At 70.4% G+C, this 17,596-nt stretch carries 12 protein-coding genes; 3 read left to right on the top strand and 9 right to left on the bottom strand.

The window, feature by feature from the left end; all coding sequences use genetic code 11:
- Positions 1–47 precede the first annotated feature (47 nt).
- From GSY65_RS00145 to GSY65_RS00155, 3 genes are all read left to right on the top strand, one after another.
- Positions 48–941 (top strand): DUF6083 domain-containing protein, encoded by an 894-nt coding sequence (locus GSY65_RS00145; RefSeq protein WP_159765096.1) that lies wholly within the window; start codon positions 48–50, stop codon positions 939–941.
- A gap of 589 nt (positions 942–1,530) precedes the next feature.
- The gene (locus GSY65_RS00150; protein WP_159775454.1) at positions 1,531–3,042 is read left to right on the top strand and encodes a UvrD-helicase domain-containing protein; all 1,512 of its coding nucleotides are present in this window, start codon (positions 1,531–1,533) and stop codon (positions 3,040–3,042) included.
- 52 nt (positions 3,043–3,094) lie between these two features.
- Positions 3,095–3,304, top strand: a complete 210-nt coding sequence (locus GSY65_RS00155) for a hypothetical protein (RefSeq protein ID WP_100572703.1) — start codon at positions 3,095–3,097, stop codon at positions 3,302–3,304.
- 567 nt (positions 3,305–3,871) lie between these two features.
- Here GSY65_RS00155 and GSY65_RS00160 read toward each other — a convergent pair.
- The 9 genes from GSY65_RS00160 to GSY65_RS00200 all read right to left on the bottom strand — a co-directional run bounded on the left by GSY65_RS00160 (position 3,872) and on the right by GSY65_RS00200 (position 16,985).
- Entirely contained in the window at positions 3,872–4,741 is an 870-nt protein-coding gene (locus GSY65_RS00160; protein ID WP_236579627.1) for an ATP-binding protein, read from the bottom strand.
- On the bottom strand, positions 4,738–6,324 hold the full coding sequence (locus GSY65_RS00165; protein WP_159765098.1) for a Mu transposase C-terminal domain-containing protein: 1,587 nt from the start codon (positions 6,322–6,324) through the stop codon (positions 4,738–4,740). Before GSY65_RS00165 ends, GSY65_RS00160 begins: the two co-directional genes overlap by 4 nt.
- Positions 6,325–6,371: 47 nt before the next feature.
- Positions 6,372–7,082, bottom strand: coding sequence for a type I-E CRISPR-associated protein Cas6/Cse3/CasE (gene cas6e / locus GSY65_RS00170; RefSeq protein ID WP_159765100.1), 711 nt, complete (start codon positions 7,080–7,082; stop codon positions 6,372–6,374).
- Positions 7,079–7,870: a type I-E CRISPR-associated protein Cas5/CasD gene (gene cas5e, locus GSY65_RS00175; RefSeq protein WP_159765102.1), complete on the bottom strand. Its 792-nt coding sequence runs from the start codon at positions 7,868–7,870 to the stop codon at positions 7,079–7,081. The genes cas6e and cas5e overlap by 4 nt, the downstream gene beginning before the upstream one ends.
- A complete protein-coding gene (gene cas7e / locus GSY65_RS00180; RefSeq protein WP_159765104.1) occupies positions 7,867–9,057 on the bottom strand; it encodes a type I-E CRISPR-associated protein Cas7/Cse4/CasC in 1,191 nt (396 codons plus the stop codon). Before cas7e ends, cas5e begins: the two co-directional genes overlap by 4 nt.
- Position 9,058: 1 nt before the next feature.
- On the bottom strand, positions 9,059–9,724 hold the full coding sequence (locus GSY65_RS00185) for a type I-E CRISPR-associated protein Cse2/CasB (RefSeq protein WP_159765106.1): 666 nt from the start codon (positions 9,722–9,724) through the stop codon (positions 9,059–9,061).
- A 63-nt stretch (positions 9,725–9,787) separates the two neighbouring features.
- Complete coding sequence (casA, locus tag GSY65_RS00190; protein WP_236579628.1) at positions 9,788–11,383, bottom strand: type I-E CRISPR-associated protein Cse1/CasA; 1,596 nt, start codon at positions 11,381–11,383, stop codon at positions 9,788–9,790.
- Between the two features lie 626 nt (positions 11,384–12,009).
- Positions 12,010–14,865 (bottom strand): CRISPR-associated helicase Cas3', encoded by a 2,856-nt coding sequence (cas3, locus tag GSY65_RS00195; protein WP_236579629.1) that lies wholly within the window; start codon positions 14,863–14,865, stop codon positions 12,010–12,012.
- A gap of 1,412 nt (positions 14,866–16,277) precedes the next feature.
- Positions 16,278–16,985, bottom strand: coding sequence for a transposase family protein (locus tag GSY65_RS00200; RefSeq protein ID WP_159775460.1), 708 nt, complete (start codon positions 16,983–16,985; stop codon positions 16,278–16,280).
- Between the last annotated feature and the right edge of the window lie 611 nt (positions 16,986–17,596).

The following is a 17,596-nucleotide window of genomic DNA, read 5'->3' on the forward strand; positions in this document are numbered from 1 at the left end:
GGAGCTGCTGCCGCGGATGCGGCGTGTTGGCTGGCAGGTTCGCCCGCATGCGCTCCACACCTCCCCCGGCCCGGCGCTGGGACGGAAGCCCCCTCGTCCACCGCGTGCGCCGTTCCCTGCACGTCTCCCCCGACGGCGTCAGCCGACTGCTGCGCTGCGGTCAGGGCGACCGGTGCCGCGAGTGCGGCAACCGGATCGAGTGGTACCACCGCGGCGCTCGGCGGCCCGTCCGCCTTCATCCGCACGAGCTTCCGGCCGCCCGGGTGCCCGCCGTGTGCCGCTGGCACGTCAGCTCCGGTGTCGCCTACCTGGGCGGGGACGGCAGCAGCTGGTGCCGTCTGCCGCACGCCGTCGTCTGTCCCGCCCGCGACACTCCCCCGCCGCCGCCCGAGCTGACCGGGCTGCGCCGGTCGCTGGCCGTGAACACCCGCCGCCTGATCGACACCGGCGCCTTCACCCCCTGCTCAGCCTCCCCGGACGGCCCGGCACCCCAACGGAAGAACTCGGCAGACTGCCGCCCGGCCCGCCCCGTCGTGCAACTGCTGTACGTGCGCTACCTCGCCGCCCGCCCGGTGGACGAGATCCAGTGCATCGCCCAGACCCGGCGCCGTCACCGCTGCACCAGCACTCTGCTCTCCCCCGAGACCCCGGCCGGCACCTGGAGGCTGGTCCCGGCCACCGCGACGAGCGGGCAGCTGGCCCTGCCCTCCGCGGTTATGGCCATCTACGACCTCAGCGCCATCCCGTACGTCGAGCAGCTGCGCTGGCGCGCCCAGCGCTGCCCGCAGCACGCCGCCATCCCCACGGCCGCCGACCTGGCGGTGGCCGACTGGGAGCCCTTCGACCCCCTGGCCCACCACGAGCACATCCACAACCGCCTTCCCACCCGCACCCGACGCCCAGGCCCCACCGGCAGGGCACACGAGGCAGTTGGCCCATGACGCCCTTCCACTCCCTCGAGCTCACCCTGCCCAGGCCCGCCACCCAGGGCAGGCTCCGGCATGCCCGGGCATGCGTCCGGCCGACCGCGAACGCGGACCGTACCCAGCTGATAGCAGTGCAGAGCGCGCAGCCTGGGCGGTGCCCTGCACGTGCTACGGCACCAACGGGGCATGCGACTGCCGATCGGCATCCTGACCACGCACCGCCCCAACCGGCACGGCCGGGTTCTGCTCAACATCGTTCTCGGCCTCTTGAGCAGGTGCGGTCCTCCGCCGGGCCGCAACAGATCTGGAGCAGCGGCCGCAGGATGTGCTCGGCCGGTACGTGGCCGCGGACCGTGCCCGGCGTGAGCAGGAACGCGCCCGGCGCCCGGAGAACCGGCTCGCGAGCCTGCTCACCACCCCACCATCGAAGAAGTACTGGTCTGCGCGGCCCGAATCCTGCACAGCCGGCATCACACTGCGTCCCGGCAGCGCTGCGAGCCCATCCCGGACGCTGCACCTTGCCGGGACGGCAGCCCACACCGCAGACCTCACTCATCATCCCTTTCCCCTTCCGATGTTTTTCTTCTCTTTCGCGGAGTTCTTGTTGCACACGCCCACCGACGAACAGGCGCACGCTGCCGACGTTTTCCGGGCCGGTCACCATCTCGTTCTGCAGGCCGGCGCCGGGACAGGGAAGACCAGCACCCTCGGCCTCCTCGCGGCCGGAACCCACCGCCGCGGCCGCTACCTCGCCTTCAACAAGAACATCGCCCAGGACGCCGCCGGCCGCTTCCCCCGCACGGTGCTGTGCAAGACCGCTCACGCCACAGCCTTCGCCGCCGTCGGTCACCGCTACACCCGCCGGCTCAACAGCCCCCGCCAGCCCGCGTGGAAGACCGGCCAGGCGCTCGGTATCACGCGTCCGGTCCGCATCGGTGCTCACGAGATCGGCCCCCGCGCGCTCTCCCACACCGTGCTGCGCACCGTCACCCGCTACTGCTACTCCGCCGACCGCGCCCTGACCGGCCACCACGTGCCACGATTGCGTGGCCTGGACACACCCGGCGACCATGCCCGACTTGCCGACGAGGTCATGCCGTTCGCGACCAAAGCCTGGGCCGATCTGCACAACCCCGATCAGGGCGTGGTCCGTTTCGAACACGACCACTACCTCAAAATGTGGGCCCTTACCGCACCCACCATCGAAGAGGACTTCCTCTTCCTCGACGAGGCCCAGGACACCAACCCGGTCCTCGAGGAGGTCTTCGCCGCCCAACGCGACCACGCACAGCTCGTCATGGTCGGCGACTCCGCCCAGGCCATCTACGGCTGGCGCGGCGCCCGGGACGTGATGACCGGATTCGACGCCACCCCTCTCACCCTGACCCGCTCCTTCCGCTTCGGCCCCCTGATCGCCGAAGAGGCCAACCGGTGGCTCACCCTCGCCGACGCCCCCATCCGCCTGACCGGCAGCGACACCATCCCCACCGACATCGGCAGCCTCGACCGGCCGGACGCGGTGCTGTGCCGCACCAACATCGGCGCCATGGCCGAAGTCATGCGTCTGCTCGCCGTCGGCCACCGCGTCGCCCTCACCCGCGGAGGACAGCAGCTGGCCGCGCTCGCCCTCGCGGCCCGCGACCTCAAAGACGGCCGCCGCACCTCCCACCCCGAACTCGTGCTCTTCGCCTCCTGGGGCGAACTGCAGGATTACGCCGCCCACGACCCCGCAGGACGCGACCTCCAGCCCTTCGTCGACCTCGTCGACACCCACGGACCCGACGCCATCCTCACCGCCGTCGACCAGCTCACCGACGAACAGCACGCCGACGTCACCGTCTCCACCGCCCACACCGCCAAGGGCCGCGAATGGCTCACCGTCAAAATCGCCGACGACTTTCCCCCGCCCAAGGACACCGACCAGCACGACGCCCAAGGCCAGCCCATTCCCGAACCTGTCAGCGACACCGATGCCCGCCTCGCCTACGTCGCTGTCACCCGCGCCCGCCACCACCTCGACCTCGGCGGCCTCTCATGGATCAACACCCACCCCGCCCCGCACCGAGCGCCAGCTGAAGCCCGCGCAACGGCTAGCGTCATGACCTGCGCGGGTTAACACCCGGCACCCCGCCGAGCAGCAGTTCCACCGGCCAAAGGAGGCCACCACGATGACATTCACGGCCGCGGAAAGAGAAGCGATCGCCGCCCACTCCGCCGCTCTCGGCCTGTCCGCCGATGAGTACATCCGTCAGACTGCAGCCGACCGGGCCCTGTCCTGGCAGCGCGAGCGGGAAACCTTCCACGCAATGGCGCAGCGACGCGGCTGCACCGCCGACGAGCTGGTGCAGCGCGGAACCCTCACCGACAACAGCCACTAACCAGCCCGCACCCAGAGCCCCCGGGAACAGCTGCCACGCGAGAGGTGCGGCTCGCCCGACAAGGCCGCCAAGGCCGGTGGCCGACCCGCCTGTTCGGCCCGGTTCGCGTGCTCCGCCTTGCCCTCGGCAGAAGGCACTGCTGACTGCCGCCCGGACCACACGAGTAGGATCCTCTTCGATAGAGCTGGCCTCGCAGGTCAGCAAGGGAGCATCCCCACGTAAGTAGGGGTCTATCCACGGCCGCGCCACTGGCGGCGTCACCACCTCGTTGTTCCCCACGCGGGTGGGGGTCCGCCCTCAACGAACGCGGCCAACCAGCTGCTGAGCAGTAAGCGGGCACCGGTCGAGTACGGCTTCGTGGACCGAGACGGGGCTCCGGAGCAACCGGCCCGTGTGGTGCGCTGGCTGGGCGGGCTGGTGATTGTTCGCCCCCTCCGGGAGCGTGGATGTGCCAGCCGCTCCCCCGCGTTGAGGATGACCGGGCGTTGGAGTATCACGGATGGCCGCCGGTGCCGCACCGCCAGCGCCGGTGACGGTGCGGATGCGCCCAGACGCCGGGGTGGCGCTTCAGTCGGTGTGACGTTGGGTGGGGTCGAGGCGACTGAGGACGGCGCGCACGAGGTCCCGGCTGTAGGGAGGGAGTGGTGCGGCCGCGCCGTGTGGAGTGGGCGGGTTCGTCGGCCCCGTGCTACCGGCTCCCTTCGAGCCGGGGCCGCCGTGCTGTTCCCGGAGCAGGTAGGTGATTTTGGCCCACTGGCGGAAGTTGCCGTGGCAGGCGACGTCGTCGATCCACAGCAGTTCGTCGGTGGGTGCGTCCGCCCACAGCGGGTGGTATTCGGGGATGACGGTGAGGACTTCGGCTGGGGTGAGGGGCTTGTAGCGCTGCCAGACGAGGATGCGGGAGTCCAGAGCAGGACGGTTCTTGATCTTCTGGTAGCAGGTTTCAGCGCCGACCAGGACGACGGCGAGGCGGGTGTCCTCGTCGTCCCAGAGCTCGCGGATGAATTCGAAGGCCCGGGTGTCCAGCCACTGCGCTTCGTCGACGACCAGAACGCGCGGGGTTTCCGACAGGGCTTCCTTGAGAATGGTTTCGCAGCGGGTGCTGTTGAGGGGGGCCTCGCCGGGCAGGTCGAGCCTTTTGTACAGGGCGGCGCGCAGGGCCTGGATTTTGGCGGAGCCGACCTTGATGCGCAGGGTGGTGTGGGGGGCGAGGTCGTGGAGGTGGCTGTTGACGGCGAAGGTCTTGCCCAGGCCGACGCCGCCGTGGACGCACATGATGGCGCCCTTGCCGGCGTCGGCGTTGAGGGTGGTGACGAGGTTGGCGTAGGTCTCTGCGCTGGCCTGGGTCAGCATGGCGCGGGCGCCGGGCAGTCCCATGTAGTGGTAGTTGGGGCCGGCGGCCGACTGGTTGTCGGGCGTGGTGCTCGCGTGGGTCACTCGGTGTCCTGGGGCTTGGGGCCGGGCCGGGGCTTGGTCCAGCGGGCGGAGTCGGGCTGGGGCCGGTTGAGGAGGTCGGGCCGGGCCTGGGCCTGCAGGTGACCTTCCGGTGTCTGCAACTGGCGTAGCTGGGCGGCTGCCTGGCTGGCGGTGAGCCGGTTGAGGGGTTCGGGCGCGGCGGCGACGCTGGTGGCGGCGTAGCGGGGTGTGGCGTTTTTGCGTGCTCGGCGGGCTTTGGCGGCGTAGCGGTCGGCTTCGCGTCGGCGGGCGTTGTGCAGTGCGCGGGCTTGGCGGGGGCTCATTTCGTCGCTGCGGAAGGCGGGGCCGCGGTAGGTGAGGGTGTCGGCGTCGTAGAGTTCGACGCGGTGGTAGTGGTGGGGTTCGTGGCGCAGGCGGACCATTTCGCCGGCGCTTGAGTGGCCGTGCATCCAGTCGCCGACGTAGTAGGCGCTTTTCCAGCGGACGCCCTTGCTGGTGATCTTCCGGGGTGGGCCGGCGTCGGTGAGGGTGTAGGTGTGCAGGTCGGCGGGGTCGAGGGTGTCGATGGGGGTGAGGTCGGCGTGCCAGGCCTGGGCGGGGGTGCGGCGGTGGAGGCGGGCGATGGTGTGGTCGTTGTTCCACCAGTCCACCCAGTCGAGGACGACGGTGACGAAGGTTTCGTAGTCGAGGAGTTCGTGAAGGGCCCATAAGGGCTGGCCGCGGCGGTCGCGGCGGCTTCGGGGGGTGTGGGCGTAGCCGGGCAGTCCTTTGAACAGCATGTGCTTGGCGGCGCCGTTGATGGCTTCGACGGTGCCTTTGAGGTGGGGGCTGTAGGGCGGCAGGACGATCAGTTCGGTGCCGAACTTTTTGAACGCCTCGTCCACGCACTTGCCCAGGAAGTCGCGGCCGCGGTCGGTGCGGATCTTGCGGGGGATGCCGCCGAAGGGCCGGTGGTGATCCGTGCAGAGGATGGCGTCGCGGGCGGCGGCCAGGATGGCGTCCTGGCTGGGCTGGTGGGGGGTGATGGCCAGGCCGCAGATGACGGCGGTGGTGTGGTCGATGAACCAGGTGATCCAGGGTTTGCTGCGGCGTCCGTCGATGTTGACGAAGACGCTGGCTTCGACGTGGTCGGTTTCCCAGACGTCGTTGCGGTTGCCGTGTGGGCGCAGGGCGTGTACGTCGTGTCGGCGGCGGGCTGCTTCGCCTCCTCTGAGGGCGGCACGCTGGCCGGGCGTGAGTTCCCGGTCTACGGCGCGGTAGAAGGTTGCCTGGGATACGCGGGGCGGGTTGCCAAAGATGCCGTCGGCGATGAGTTCGCGGTAGGTGGCTGCCGCGTTGCCGTTCCATCGGGCCAGGGCGTCGTGCATGGCCGGGGTGAGGGTGAAGTGGCGGCGGCCTTGGGGGGTGTAGGTGCCGTGGTGGGCGTCGGCGTTGTCCATCCAGCGGCGCACCGTGCGCCAGTGGACGTCGAACCCGGCGGCGACGGTACGGACATCGTGGTGAGCGAGGCGGTCTGCGTCGCGCAGGCGCAGCAGTCGGCGTACGGCGGCGGCGCGCAGGGAGGTCAGGTCGTAGGGGCCGTTAGGTGGTGGTGTGGCGGGCACAGGCGTTCGGGCGGCTTCCTTGGGGTGGTGGACGTCGGGGCGGTGGGTCAGGCGGGGGCGAGGGTGAGCAGGCCGGCGCCGTAGGGCTTGCCGCGGCCGATGCCGGTGAGCAGGGCGTGGCTGAGTTGGTCGGGGTCGGTGATGGTGGCCAGGCCGTCGAAGCGGGTCAGTGCGTGCACGGGGCCCAGGGGGTGGGCTTGTTCGCCGGGCTTGTCGACGCGGCGGCGTGTGCGGGGGAAGCGGGCGGGGGTGATGTCGGTGGTGGCCAGGGTGAGGCCGGCTTGGTGGGCGCGGCGCTGCCACCAGGCGAGGGCGTCGTCGCCGTAGAGCGCGACGATTTTTCTGCCGTGCTTGTTGTCGACGGGGTGGTGGTCGTCCAGGACGCGGCGGGCGGCGCTGGCGTTGGCGGTGATGCGGTAGCGCACCGCTCGGCCGGGGGTCAGGGCCTGGAACATGGGGTGCAGGGGTCGGGTTTCGGCGGTGCCGTAGTGGTGGGGCAGGCGGGTGAGGTCGGGCGGCTGGTGGGATTGGACGAGCAGGGTGGGTGGGGTGCCTTCGGTGGCGTCTTCCAGGCGGAAGAGCAGGCCGGCCTGCTGCCGGGGGTTTTCGCCGAGGTCGTCGGGGGCCAGGAGCATCACGCTCTTGTGCAGGCTGACGGCGTCGGCCAGGTCACGGCGGGCGGCCGGGCTGCGGCGGTTGAGGCGGATCCGGGTCAGTGTCGCTGTGGTGGCGAGGGCGGCGGTTGGGGTGCTGGTCACGGGGTGGCGTCCTGGTGGATGTAGGCGGTCAGTTCGGTGAGTGCGGGCGGTGGGGCGTACAGGGTGGCGGGCAGGTCTTCGGTGGTGTGCCAGGTGCGGCGGGTCTTGTGGAAGCGGCGTGTGGGGGTGAAGTCGTGGGGGACGTCGGCGACTTCGCGTTCGCTGTGTGCGGCAGGTACGTGGGAGGGCGGGTGTTCCCAGACGAAGGCGACGGGCACGGTGGCCTGGTCTGCGCGGGGTGGTGTGGTGAGGCTGAGGGGGACGTGGTGGAGGAGTTCACCGATGGGGTCGGGGTGCGGGCCGCCGAGGACGAGTGGTTCGTTGGGGAGGCAGGCGCGCCTGCCGAGGTAGGGGCCGAAGGCGGGTTGTTCGAGCCGCTTCAGGAGGTGTTCCAGGAACGGGTCGGGTCCTTGGACGGCGAGGGTGAAGACGGCGTCGGCGAGGTAGACCCGTTCGGTGATGAGGGTGGACTTCTCGCGGGGGCGGTAGGCGCCGCTGCTGGTGCGCAGGCCCTGGCGGTGCGGGCGGCCGCCGCCGACGGTGTGGTAGTCGGTGTGCCGGGTGCCGGGGCGGTCGATGCGGACGGTGAACGTCAGGTCGGTGTAGGGGTTTTGGCCGGTGGCCGGGTCGGGGGCGAGGGCTTCGCTGCGGGGGCGTCCGTCGGCGGCGGCGAACAGGCCGATGAGGGCCGAGCGGGAGGGGAAGGGGAGGGTGTCGCGGTAGTGGAAGGCGGCGTGTTCTCCGAACGACATCAGCGGTGCGGCCAGGCGCAGCAGGATGCCGTTCATACGAGGGGCCCGGTGGGGAGGGCCGCGTTTTTGGTGAGGGCGTCGATGAGGTCGTCGAGGCCGGCGTGGGCGGTGCCGAGGTGGTAGACGGGGCCGGGGTGCAGGGTGGCGTAGCCGCAGCCGACGAGGCGGCGGGTGCCCAGCATCCGGTTCAGCCCGGCGGCGTGTTCGGACAGGGCGGTGATGGCGGGAGCGGTGTAGCCGCCGCCGGGGGCGTGCTTGACGGGCTGTTCGAAAGCGGCGGCGTAGGAGACGGGGCGGCGGTCACGGATCGTGTAGTGGACCAGGTGGGGGTAGGTGTGCGGGGCGGTGGAGGTCTTCTTCGCGCCGGGCATGACGTCGATGAAGGCGTCGGCGAACAGGCCCAGCAGGTGCAGGGCTTGGTCGTGGTCGCCGTTCAGGTTGCGGGTCAGTTCGGTGAGGTTGACCGTGGCGTAGCGGTAGAGCAGGCCGGTGGTGAAGAACGCGGTCTGCAGGTGGGCGCTGCCGGCCTCGTTCGGGGCTGCCCAGTCCTCGACGGCGGTGAAATAGTCGGGCTGGGGTGAGCTGGGGTGGACGGTGAAGGCGGGTGCCATCTGCACGGCGCCGTCGACGTGGGCGTCGGGCACCTCGGCGAGCATGCGGCCGAAGAGGTTGATGGTCGCGGTGCGCCGGCGTATCACGGAAGCAACCCTGGGCGTGGGCAGGACGGCCTCGGCCTTGGGCTTCTTGCGGGTGCCTTTGGCCGGGGCGGTCTGTGCGGCGGTTTCCTTGGCGAGGGCTTCTTCGAGTTGTGGGCGGTGTTCGGTGCACAGGTCGGTGAGGTCATCGAGGACGTCGCGCGGCAGGTAGAGGGTGGCCGAGGTGATGCCGCGCTGGTTTTCCTCGGTCTTGAGGCCTTCCGTGGTGGCTGAGCGCACGACCTGGGTTCCGGCGAAGGCGGCCAGGTCGGTGGGCCAGCCGGCCGCGCGCAGGGCGTCGGCCACCCGTAGGGGCAGCATGCGGGTGCGGGCGGCGTGTTCGTCCAGGACGTCCTCCAGGCGCAGGCGCACGGCCCGCTTCCAGGACTGTGAGGACACCAGGGCTCGGACCGCGCCGCCGAGGTTCAGGGTTTTGGGCAGGTCGTCCTCTCCTCGGTTGAGGAGGGAGGCGGGCAGCGGGTGCAGGATGTGGAAGTCGGCGTAGCGGGCGGGGGCGTAGGCGGTCATGTCACTGTTCCTTGGACGTCAGGGTGTGCAGGGTGAGGAAGTAGTTCTCGCGCCAGCGGGCCGCTATCTCGAGTTGGTCGTCGTCCCACCAGGCCAGGTCTTCCAGCAGGACGGCGAAGTCGAGGCGGGCGGCGCCGCGGCTGTTCAGGTGGCCGGTCAGCGTCCATAGCCGCGGGTGCAGCAGCGAGGTGTCGAGCCGGGTGAGGGTTTTGACGCGGTTGGTCATGGTGGCTTCTTTGAAGCCGTAGCGGGCCACGGCGATGGCGAGGTGGGTGCCGAGATCGGGACGGCGGCGCCAGGGCCGCTCAGCCGTGCTCGCCGCCGGTGCCGAACCCGACGGGTCGGATGCCGGAGCTGTGTTCGCGGCCGGTGTGGTGGTGGCGTCCTGGTCCTTGCCGGGGGCGGCCTGCTCCGGCTGGTAGGGGCCTTCTTGGTGGGGCAGGTCGCGGTGCAGGGCGATGAGTGAGGCCACGGTGTAGTGGGCGCGGCGTGCTCCGAAGCCGGCGATGTGCCGGGTGAGGTGCTCGGGCATCCGGGAGCACTCTGCGACGGGCCGTCCGAAGCCCGAGTTGAGGTCGGCGCGGATGCCGTTGACCGCGCACAGGGTGATGACCTGGTGGACGAAGTCGTCGTAGTGGGCGCGGCGTTGCGCGGTGGTGACGGGCATAGGGGCGGCAGCCTCCGATAAGGCGGCAAGAAAGAGTGGGCAGAGGGATGTGGTGAGGGAGGATCAGCGGCTGCGCAGGCGCAGCTGGGCCAGGGCGGTGGCGACGGCTTCGGCGGCGCGGAAGTGCTGGGCGATCGCCGGGCGGGTGGCGGTGCGCAGGGCCTCGATGGCGTCCGCGGCGAACGCCGCGCGGGCGCTGAGGGCGGGGTTGTCCAGCAGGTTCCAGAAGGTGGCCTCGGCACGGGGCCAGTACAGGGTGCGGGCGCTGCGGGTCCAGGGCGGCAGGTGCCGGGGGCTGCCGGAGTTGGTGGTCTGCTTCCAGGCGTCCTGGGAGAGGCGGTCGAGGTGGGCGCCGATCTCTTCGGCGGCCTTGCGGCATGCGGCGACCCGCTCGGCCGCGGCCGGGTCGCATTCCTGCATCCAGGGCCAGATCGGCGGGGTCAGGGCCGTGTACCAGGTGCGGTTGGTGGTCTTGCCGTCCTGGTCGAATCCGTAGACCCGCACCCGCAGGACGGCGCGCAGGTCAGGAGGCAGGTCGTTGAGGGTCGTGAAGGCGTCGGGGCGCTGGACGGTGTAGCGGCCCTTGCCGCTCTTTGCCTGAGTGCCTTTGCGGTCGTCCTCGTCGCCCGCCAGCAGCAGGGCATCCAGGTCGCGCCACAGGGCCCGGTCGGCGTCCGCGCGGCGTGGTCGGTGGCGCCGGGTGACCGGTTCGTCCGCATGGACGTGATGGATGAGGTACGGGTCGAGGGCCGGGAGTTTCTTCTGGGTAGACCAGGTCAGGTAGGCGTCGGTCACCTGGCGTCCGTCCGGCGCCGGGATGAGAAGGACGGCGTGACGCGAGCGGCCGGTCAGCAGACGGCCCGGTGAGGACACCGACGGCGGCGCGGCATCGGGGTCCGGGCCCTCGACGGGGTCACCGTCGTCGTCAGGGTCGGGGTCGGGCAGCGGTTCCTCCCACGGGCAGTGGTCCACTGCGTCCGGCCAGGACGGGTCGGGCTTGGGGATGCCGGCCAGAAGGGTCTCGTACAGGGTCCGGCCCAGGGGGTGGAAGGACAGACTCGAGCGCAGTGGGCCGGCTTTCGCCCGGTTGAGGGAGCGGCCCCCAACGGTGCGCACGGACCACTGGCCGGCCGCGCCGTAGTAGTGGTGGATGAGCATGTGCCACAGCGCCTGGGCGCTGGGCACCGGCTGCGGGTCGCTGTCGGAGTGCGGGCTGAGCCAGGAAAGGTTGTTGCCCTCGGGACGGCCGAAGACCAGCTTGTTGACGCCGGCACGTTGCGGGCACTGGCTGGCCAGTCTCGGGTCTTGCAGGAACGGCCGCGCCCGGTGGAACAGGTCCCAGATGTAGTTGTCGAAGTAGGCATGAACGGCGTCGGGGTCGAACCCGGCGGGATGCGCCAGTAACTCCCTTCGGCGGGCAGCCCACTGACGTACCGTCATGCGCCGCTGTCCTCGTGCGTCCAGGCCGCTGACCCGTGCGGCCATCACCACGAGCAGGCGCAAGACGGCAGATGCCGCCGGCGGCACGGGAAGTGCCAGGTCCTTGATGAGGTGGGCGCGCAGCAGCACGTCCCGCCACCCCAACTCCTCCTGGCGTCCGTCCGGGAAGAGGACGGGAATGCACGGTTCTTTGTCGGTCTCAAAATGCGGGGAAGACACACAGGATCCATTGCCGGGTGCGAACAAGAGATGTATTTCGGGGAGACTCGCGCGCCGGAGCGGTAATTCTGCGCAGGCCAAGGCACAAGGAGCGCACCAGGGCGGCAGGAAAGGAGGGGGCAGACGGGGCGGGCGCGGGCCGGGTCAGGCCACGCCGACGTGCCGCCCCTGCACCACGGGGGCACCAAGGGTGCGGTGCACACGGCGCAGCAGGCAGGGCGCGCGAGACCGGACTCGAACGTCAGCCCGGCTCCGCGTTTTCCATATTAGCTATAGACGAGCAGCTTCCGAACCACATAGTCCAGCCGACAATTACCGGTCGGTGTCCCTTTTTTGAAGGTGAGACATTTCTGTATCGCCCTCCTCGATCCGTGCCGACGGGCGCGACGGCTGTCACTTCTCATTTCGATGTCACTGCCGGTTCTCGCTCAGATGTCAGGTCCTGTCTGGTCCCAGCCGCGGCAGGGGGCATCGGATGAGAAGTCCTGGCGGCCTGAGATGAGAATTCGCGGTCTTCTGTCTTCTGGCACCGCGCAGCTGCGTGCCCCGGGCAGGAAGGTCCGGCCTTCCTGCAACAGCGATGCCTATGAGGGGGTTCGGGCAGGCGGCGTGGGGCGGGAAGCGGCTCAGTCTTCGGTGTGGACCAGTCCCAGGGCGCCGTCGAGGTGCAGACGGTGCCGGCCAAAGCGCACCGGCCGGGAGGGATCGCCGGCGTCCTGCAGGAGCAGGACGAGGTCGGCGAGGAGGGCGTGACTGCGCCAGGACTCGGGGATGTGGTGGTCTCTTGTGCGGCCGGCGACCCAGGCGGCGGGGACGGGCAGGGTGTGCTGGAGGATCGTGCGGATCTGAGCGGTGGTCGGTTTGCGGTGCTCGGGCAGCGCCCGGGTGCCGGCCGCGTCCAGAGTGAGGCGGCCGCCGGACACGCGATAGACGGGCAGGAGGCGGCGGGGCATGGCGCCCAGGCGGGTGGCGGCCTCGCGGGGGTGCAGGTTCTGGCGGTGCAGATCGGACAGCGAGAGGGTGTCGTGCCAGGCCGGGACCAGGTGCAGCAGGCTGTGGTGTTCCTCGGTGCGGGTGCGGGCCTGGTGCAGGGTGTGGCTGCGGCGCAGGGCGGCATCGGTGCGGGCCAGGGTGTCGGCGTCTCCGTGTACGGCTTCCACGAGCTGCTGCACATCCTCGGGCAGGGTGAGCGGCTGCTCGGGCCGTCGGGCGAGATAGGCGGCGGTGGCGAGCGGCAGGAATGGGGAGTCCAGGGGGCGCCAGGCGGGCGGGAGGAGGGTGCGGCCGCGATGGTCGGTGGGCTCCAGGACGATCAGGCGGGGGCGACCGCCGCACAGCCAGTCGGGCCGCTTGATGTGGTCGAAGCGCCACAGGCGGCCCAGGCGTTGCAGGAGGGTGTGCAGGGGCGCCAGGTCGCTGACCATGACGTCGACGTCGATGTTGAGGCTCATATCCAGCAGGCTGGTGGTGACGACTACCAGCCGCCCGGGGCGCTCGCCGGCTGAGGTCAGGGCGGTGCGGATACGGCGGGTGAGGGCCTCGCGTTGGTAGCCGGGCAGGCGGGCGTGCAGCAGGAGCAGCTGGCCGTCAGGGCCGCCGTGCGGCCAGTCGAGGGCGGTACGCAGATGCGTGTAGGTGGTCTGGGCGTCGGCCATGGTGGCGCAGTACACCGCCGCGCAGCCGCCCGAGCGGGCGACGGGGGCGATCTCCTGAGTGATCCGCTCCAGGCGGCTCTCCCGGGCGGGTGTGTTTTCGGGGTCGGTGCAGGACGGGTGGCGCACCGGGTGGAGACGGAGGTCGGCGCGGCGGCGGTGGCGGTCGGCGTGGGCTTTGGCCGCGGCCGGGTCGATGCGGGTGAGGGAGGCGTCCGAGGCGGCGGCGTAGAGCCAGCCCGGGTAGGGGGGCCGGCAGTCCAGGTGGGCTGTTTCGGGGTGCGGGTGGTCGGCGCCGTCGAGATAGCTGCTGACGAGTTGGCTGCTGATGTGGCCGGGCAGGGTCGCGGACAGCAGCACCACGGGGCAGCCCAGGGCGCCGAGCCAGTGCAGCAGCCGGGACAGGGTCTGCCGCATGTACGGGGGCAGGGCGTGGACTTCGTCGATGATGACGGTCCGCCCGGACAGGGCCAGCATGCGCAGGGCGCTGAAGCGGACCGGCATGGCGGCCATGAGGGCTTGGTCGTGGGTGGCGACAGTGAACTGGGCCAGCAGGGCCCTGTCCCAGCCGCGCAGCCAGCCGTCGGGCACCGTGACGCGTTCTTCGGGCCGCTCCCCCGCAGCCGACTTGCTCTCCTCATCGTCGCCGTCGCTGTTGTCGGGCCAGTAGGCGTCGCTGGTGGAGGGGTCGTGGGCGGCCAGGCGGTGGTCGGTATAGGAGGTGTTGTCGTAGCTGTGGCTGTGGACCAGGGAGACCGGGGCGTGCTCGGGATGGTGGGCCGAGACGTAGGCCTCGAGGAGGTCGTAGGCGGCATCGGTGGTGGCCATGGTCGGCAGCAGCCACAGGATGCCGGCCGTGTCCCCGGAGGCGTTGAAGATCCGTGCTGCTTCCAGCGCGGTGACGCTCTTTCCGCCGCCGGTGGCGTCGGTGACCACCAGGATGCCAGGTCCCTTGTCCCCCACCGCGGCAGTGAGTTGCCCGATCACGGAGGCCTGCAGGGCGTTCGGCCGCTCCAGACCGCCGTGGGCCTGGGTGAACGGCACCTGCGGCAGAGTGATGCGGGCCAGCCCGGACTCCTCTACCACGGCGGGGGCGTCCCGGACGGCCTGGGCGAAGTGCTCGCCGGCGCCGAAGGCGGGCGCCTGGGCCTTGGGCAGCCAGTAGTGGCGCTGGCTGGCCAGCCGGTCCGCGATGATGCCGATTCCGGTGATCAGCACGGCCGCCGGCACCGACACGTCCGCGGGCACCGCGGTGGCGCCGGTCAGATGGCGCAGCAGGGCGAAGTAGCGGCGGCGCAGATCCTGCCATGCCGGCCCGCCCATGGCGAGGTTGACCCGGGAGGCTTTGGCTGCGCCGTCGATGTCGACCTGCAGGAACCGGCCGTGGTGGCCGCCCAGGATCTGGGCGACGAGCACTCCGGGGCTGTCGGAGGTGTCCGCTGGGTAGCCGGCCTCGGCCAGCAGGTGCAGCGCGCTGTGCATGGACGCCCGTTCGTGCGGCATACGCTGCCAGTCACGGATGTCCGCGCGCAGGGTGTCGCTGACCCGGGCCCAGGGATACGCCTCCTGTTCCTGGAACGCCGACAACTTGCCCAGATCGTGCAGGCCGGCGATGAACATCACCTGGCAGCGCGCCTGAGCCAGAGTGAGCCCCAGTCCGGCGGCGATCAGTCGGCGCTGACCGCGGGTCAGGTACCGGTCCCAGACCACGCCAGCGAGCGCCGCGACATCCAGCAGATGAAACAGCAGCGGATACACCGCCCACACGCCGCGGTCGAACTTGCCCCACGGCGTCAGATCGATCCCGCCGCGCCAGGCATCCTCCCGCACCCCCACTGAACGCTCCCGCTCTACGTCAACCCACCCTGGAATCACGGGTGTTGCACCTATCCTGCCGCATGCAGAGCACCTCCCCCGGCACACGTCCCCGGGAAGGCAGGGTGTAGCCTGCGATCCGGGTTTCGCCGGTTTCCTCATCCTGTGAGGGTTCGCCCCTGCTGGTCATCACGGGCCTCTCAGGGCCCTGTTTCCCCACGCGCGCGGGGGTCCGTCGAGCGTGTTGACGCTGCCGAAGGTGCACTCGGCGTCCCTACACGTGTGGGGGTCTGCCTGGCTGATGGATATGGTCTCGGTGGTTCCAGGAACACTCCCCACATGCCGTGGGGGTCCGCCAGGCGCCTACCTCTCCGCCCTGAAGATCCATCTGTTCTCCCCACACACGTGGGGGTCTGCCCAGCACGCGGGGAAAGACTGGATACCAGCGGGGTGCCCTCCCCACGCGCGTGGGGGTCTGCCTCCCGTCGTCGAACAAATATTCCTGGGCCAACGGTCGCTTCCCCACGCCCGTGGAGGTCTGTCGACTCTGGCCGTCAACACCTGCCGACGCGGGCTGCTATCCCCACGCGCATGGGGGTCGATCGTAGTTGTCCGTCAGCCAGTCGATAACGGCGGCTTTTTCCCCTCACCCGTGGGGGTCTGTCGTTCACTCGCGGTCCGGGCCACACGGTTCTGCGGTCTTCCCCACGCGCGTGGGGGTCAGCCGTACAGCAGGGCGGCGAGCTGAGCGATGCGCGGCCTTCCCCTCCGTGTGTGGGGGTCTGTCCACGAAAGCCCAGGCCAGCAGCACGCCCTTCAGGTTCTCCCCACGCCCGTGGGGGTCGGTCCACCTTGCCCCAGCACTCCGGACACGCAAGCTCGTCTTCCCCACACACGTGAGGGTCTGTCGCGCATGCGGATGTCCGCCAGGATGAGTTTGCCGTCCTCCCCACACGCATGGGGGTCGGTCCACGGTGCGCGCGGTCGCGGTCGACTACAAGACGCCTTCCCCACACGCGTGGGGGTCCTTCCGGCACCCTCAGGTCCCCTTGCTGGCGGGCGTCGATGTCCCTAGCCCGTGGGGGTCAGTCCACCTTGCCCCGGTCGGCAACGATCGTCTCGGGCTGCTCCCCACACGTGTGAGGGTTGCTCATCCGGGACACCGGACGCATCCTCTCCTCGCTCACATGTGTGAGGGTCTGTCAGGCGTGATCGGTTACCAGCGGCAGCCGACCGAGCACTCCCCACGCGCGTGGGGCTCTCGCCACGCTCGGGGGGCGAGCAACCGCTCTGCCGGGTGCTCCTGACGTACGTCGCCTCCCACAAGCGTGGGGTCAGTCGGCGAGTAGCACCGGGACATGCGGAGTGCAGCAGGCTTCCCCACAGGCCTGGGCGTCTTTCGAGCTGGCAGTGAGCCTTTTCCAACCTCACTCTGAGCTGGTCAGAAGGGTGAGGACGGCTTGGATGAGGCTGGTGATCCGGGTGGTTGAGCACCGCAGTTTGCGGAGGAGGCGCCAGGACTTGAGGGCGGCGACGGCTTGCTCGACGAGGACCCGGATCTTTGCGTGGGACCGGTTGACCGCCTGCTGGCCTGCGGAGAGGGTGTCCCATCGTCCCCAGCACGGGGTGCGGACGGTGCCGCCGGCGCCTCGGTATCCCTTGTCGGCCCAGCACGGGATGTCTGCCTCGGCGAGGGCGTCGACGATGCCGTGTTCGCGAGCCGCGCGGATGTCGTGGACGGCGCCGGGCAGGGCCGGTGAGGCCCACAGCAGCCGACCGAAGGGGTCGGCGATCACCTGCACGTTCATCCCGTGCTTCTTGTGTTTGCCGTAGTAGAACGGCCGGTCCGCGGCGATGCGGTCGATGGGCAGGAGCGTGCCGTCCAGGATCAGGTACGCCTTCGCCGAAGCGGTACGCACCGCGTCGGTCAGGCCGGGGGCGAGAGCGGCCAGGAGCTCGACCGCTTCGGTGACGTAGCGGTAGGCCGTCGTGGTGCCGATGCCGAACCCGGCTCCGAGCTGGGCATAGGTGTGGCCCATCCGCAGGTGGGCGAGGGTGAGCAGGGCCTGGCGGCCGGCGCTCAGGCGCCGCCACCGGGAGCCGATCGCGCGGCGGTGGCGCCGCAGCTGCTGCATGAGGAAGCGAAGGGCGGAGCTGGACACGTCGGGCGCTGTCTGGCGAACACGCCCCCCCGCCCGGAGTCTTGCCCCGTCCTTTGCGAACCCGCCTCAGGAGCTGGGGGGCCAGCCGCTCAAGGAAGGTCCGCAAACTCCCTGGCCTATAACCCGTCGTTCCCCCAGCATGGTCAGCTCGGTAAAGTCAGTAAAGTACGACCTGCCGATCTTCAAACGCGCAGCTCGTTGAGGGTCCTCCCCACGCACATGGGGGTCTGTCCCGTCTGCGGATCGCTCGGATCCAAGTCGCGGCGTCCTCCCCACGCACATGGGGGTCTGTCCTCCGCCATGCTCTTCGCGTCCCGGCCGTGACAGTCCTCCCCACGCACATGGGGGTCTGTCATCCATGCGCATGCCGGCGTCTGGCAGGGCATGGTCCTCCCCACGCATGTGGGGGTCTCTCCTCGCTGACGAGCATCTTCGGGATGGCGGCCGGTATTCCCCACGTCCGTGGGGGTCTATCCGCATGCAGGCCCAAGTCCTGGCACACAAGCAGGTCTTCCCCACGCCAGTGGGGTCTGCCCTTGTGCCGGTCGGCCATGTAGCCGAGGGTTCCGTTTTCCTTACGCCCG

This window comes from Streptomyces sp. HM190 (genome assembly GCF_009857135.1).
Taxonomy (GTDB): domain Bacteria; phylum Actinomycetota; class Actinomycetes; order Streptomycetales; family Streptomycetaceae; genus Streptomyces; species Streptomyces heilongjiangensis.

Coding starts and splice junctions, on each gene's coding strand:
- GSY65_RS00200 (WP_159775460.1), bottom strand. CDS start 16,985: ATGCAGCAGCTGCGGCGCCACCGCCGCGCGATCGGCTCCCGGTGGCGG.
- GSY65_RS00155 (WP_100572703.1), top strand. CDS start 3,095: ATGACATTCACGGCCGCGGAAAGAGAAGCGATCGCCGCCCACTCCGCC.
- cas7e (WP_159765104.1), bottom strand. CDS start 9,057: ATGACCGCCTACGCCCCCGCCCGCTACGCCGACTTCCACATCCTGCAC.
- GSY65_RS00185 (WP_159765106.1), bottom strand. CDS start 9,724: ATGCCCGTCACCACCGCGCAACGCCGCGCCCACTACGACGACTTCGTC.
- GSY65_RS00145 (WP_159765096.1), top strand. CDS start 48: ATGCGCTCCACACCTCCCCCGGCCCGGCGCTGGGACGGAAGCCCCCTC.
- cas5e (WP_159765102.1), bottom strand. CDS start 7,870: ATGAACGGCATCCTGCTGCGCCTGGCCGCACCGCTGATGTCGTTCGGA.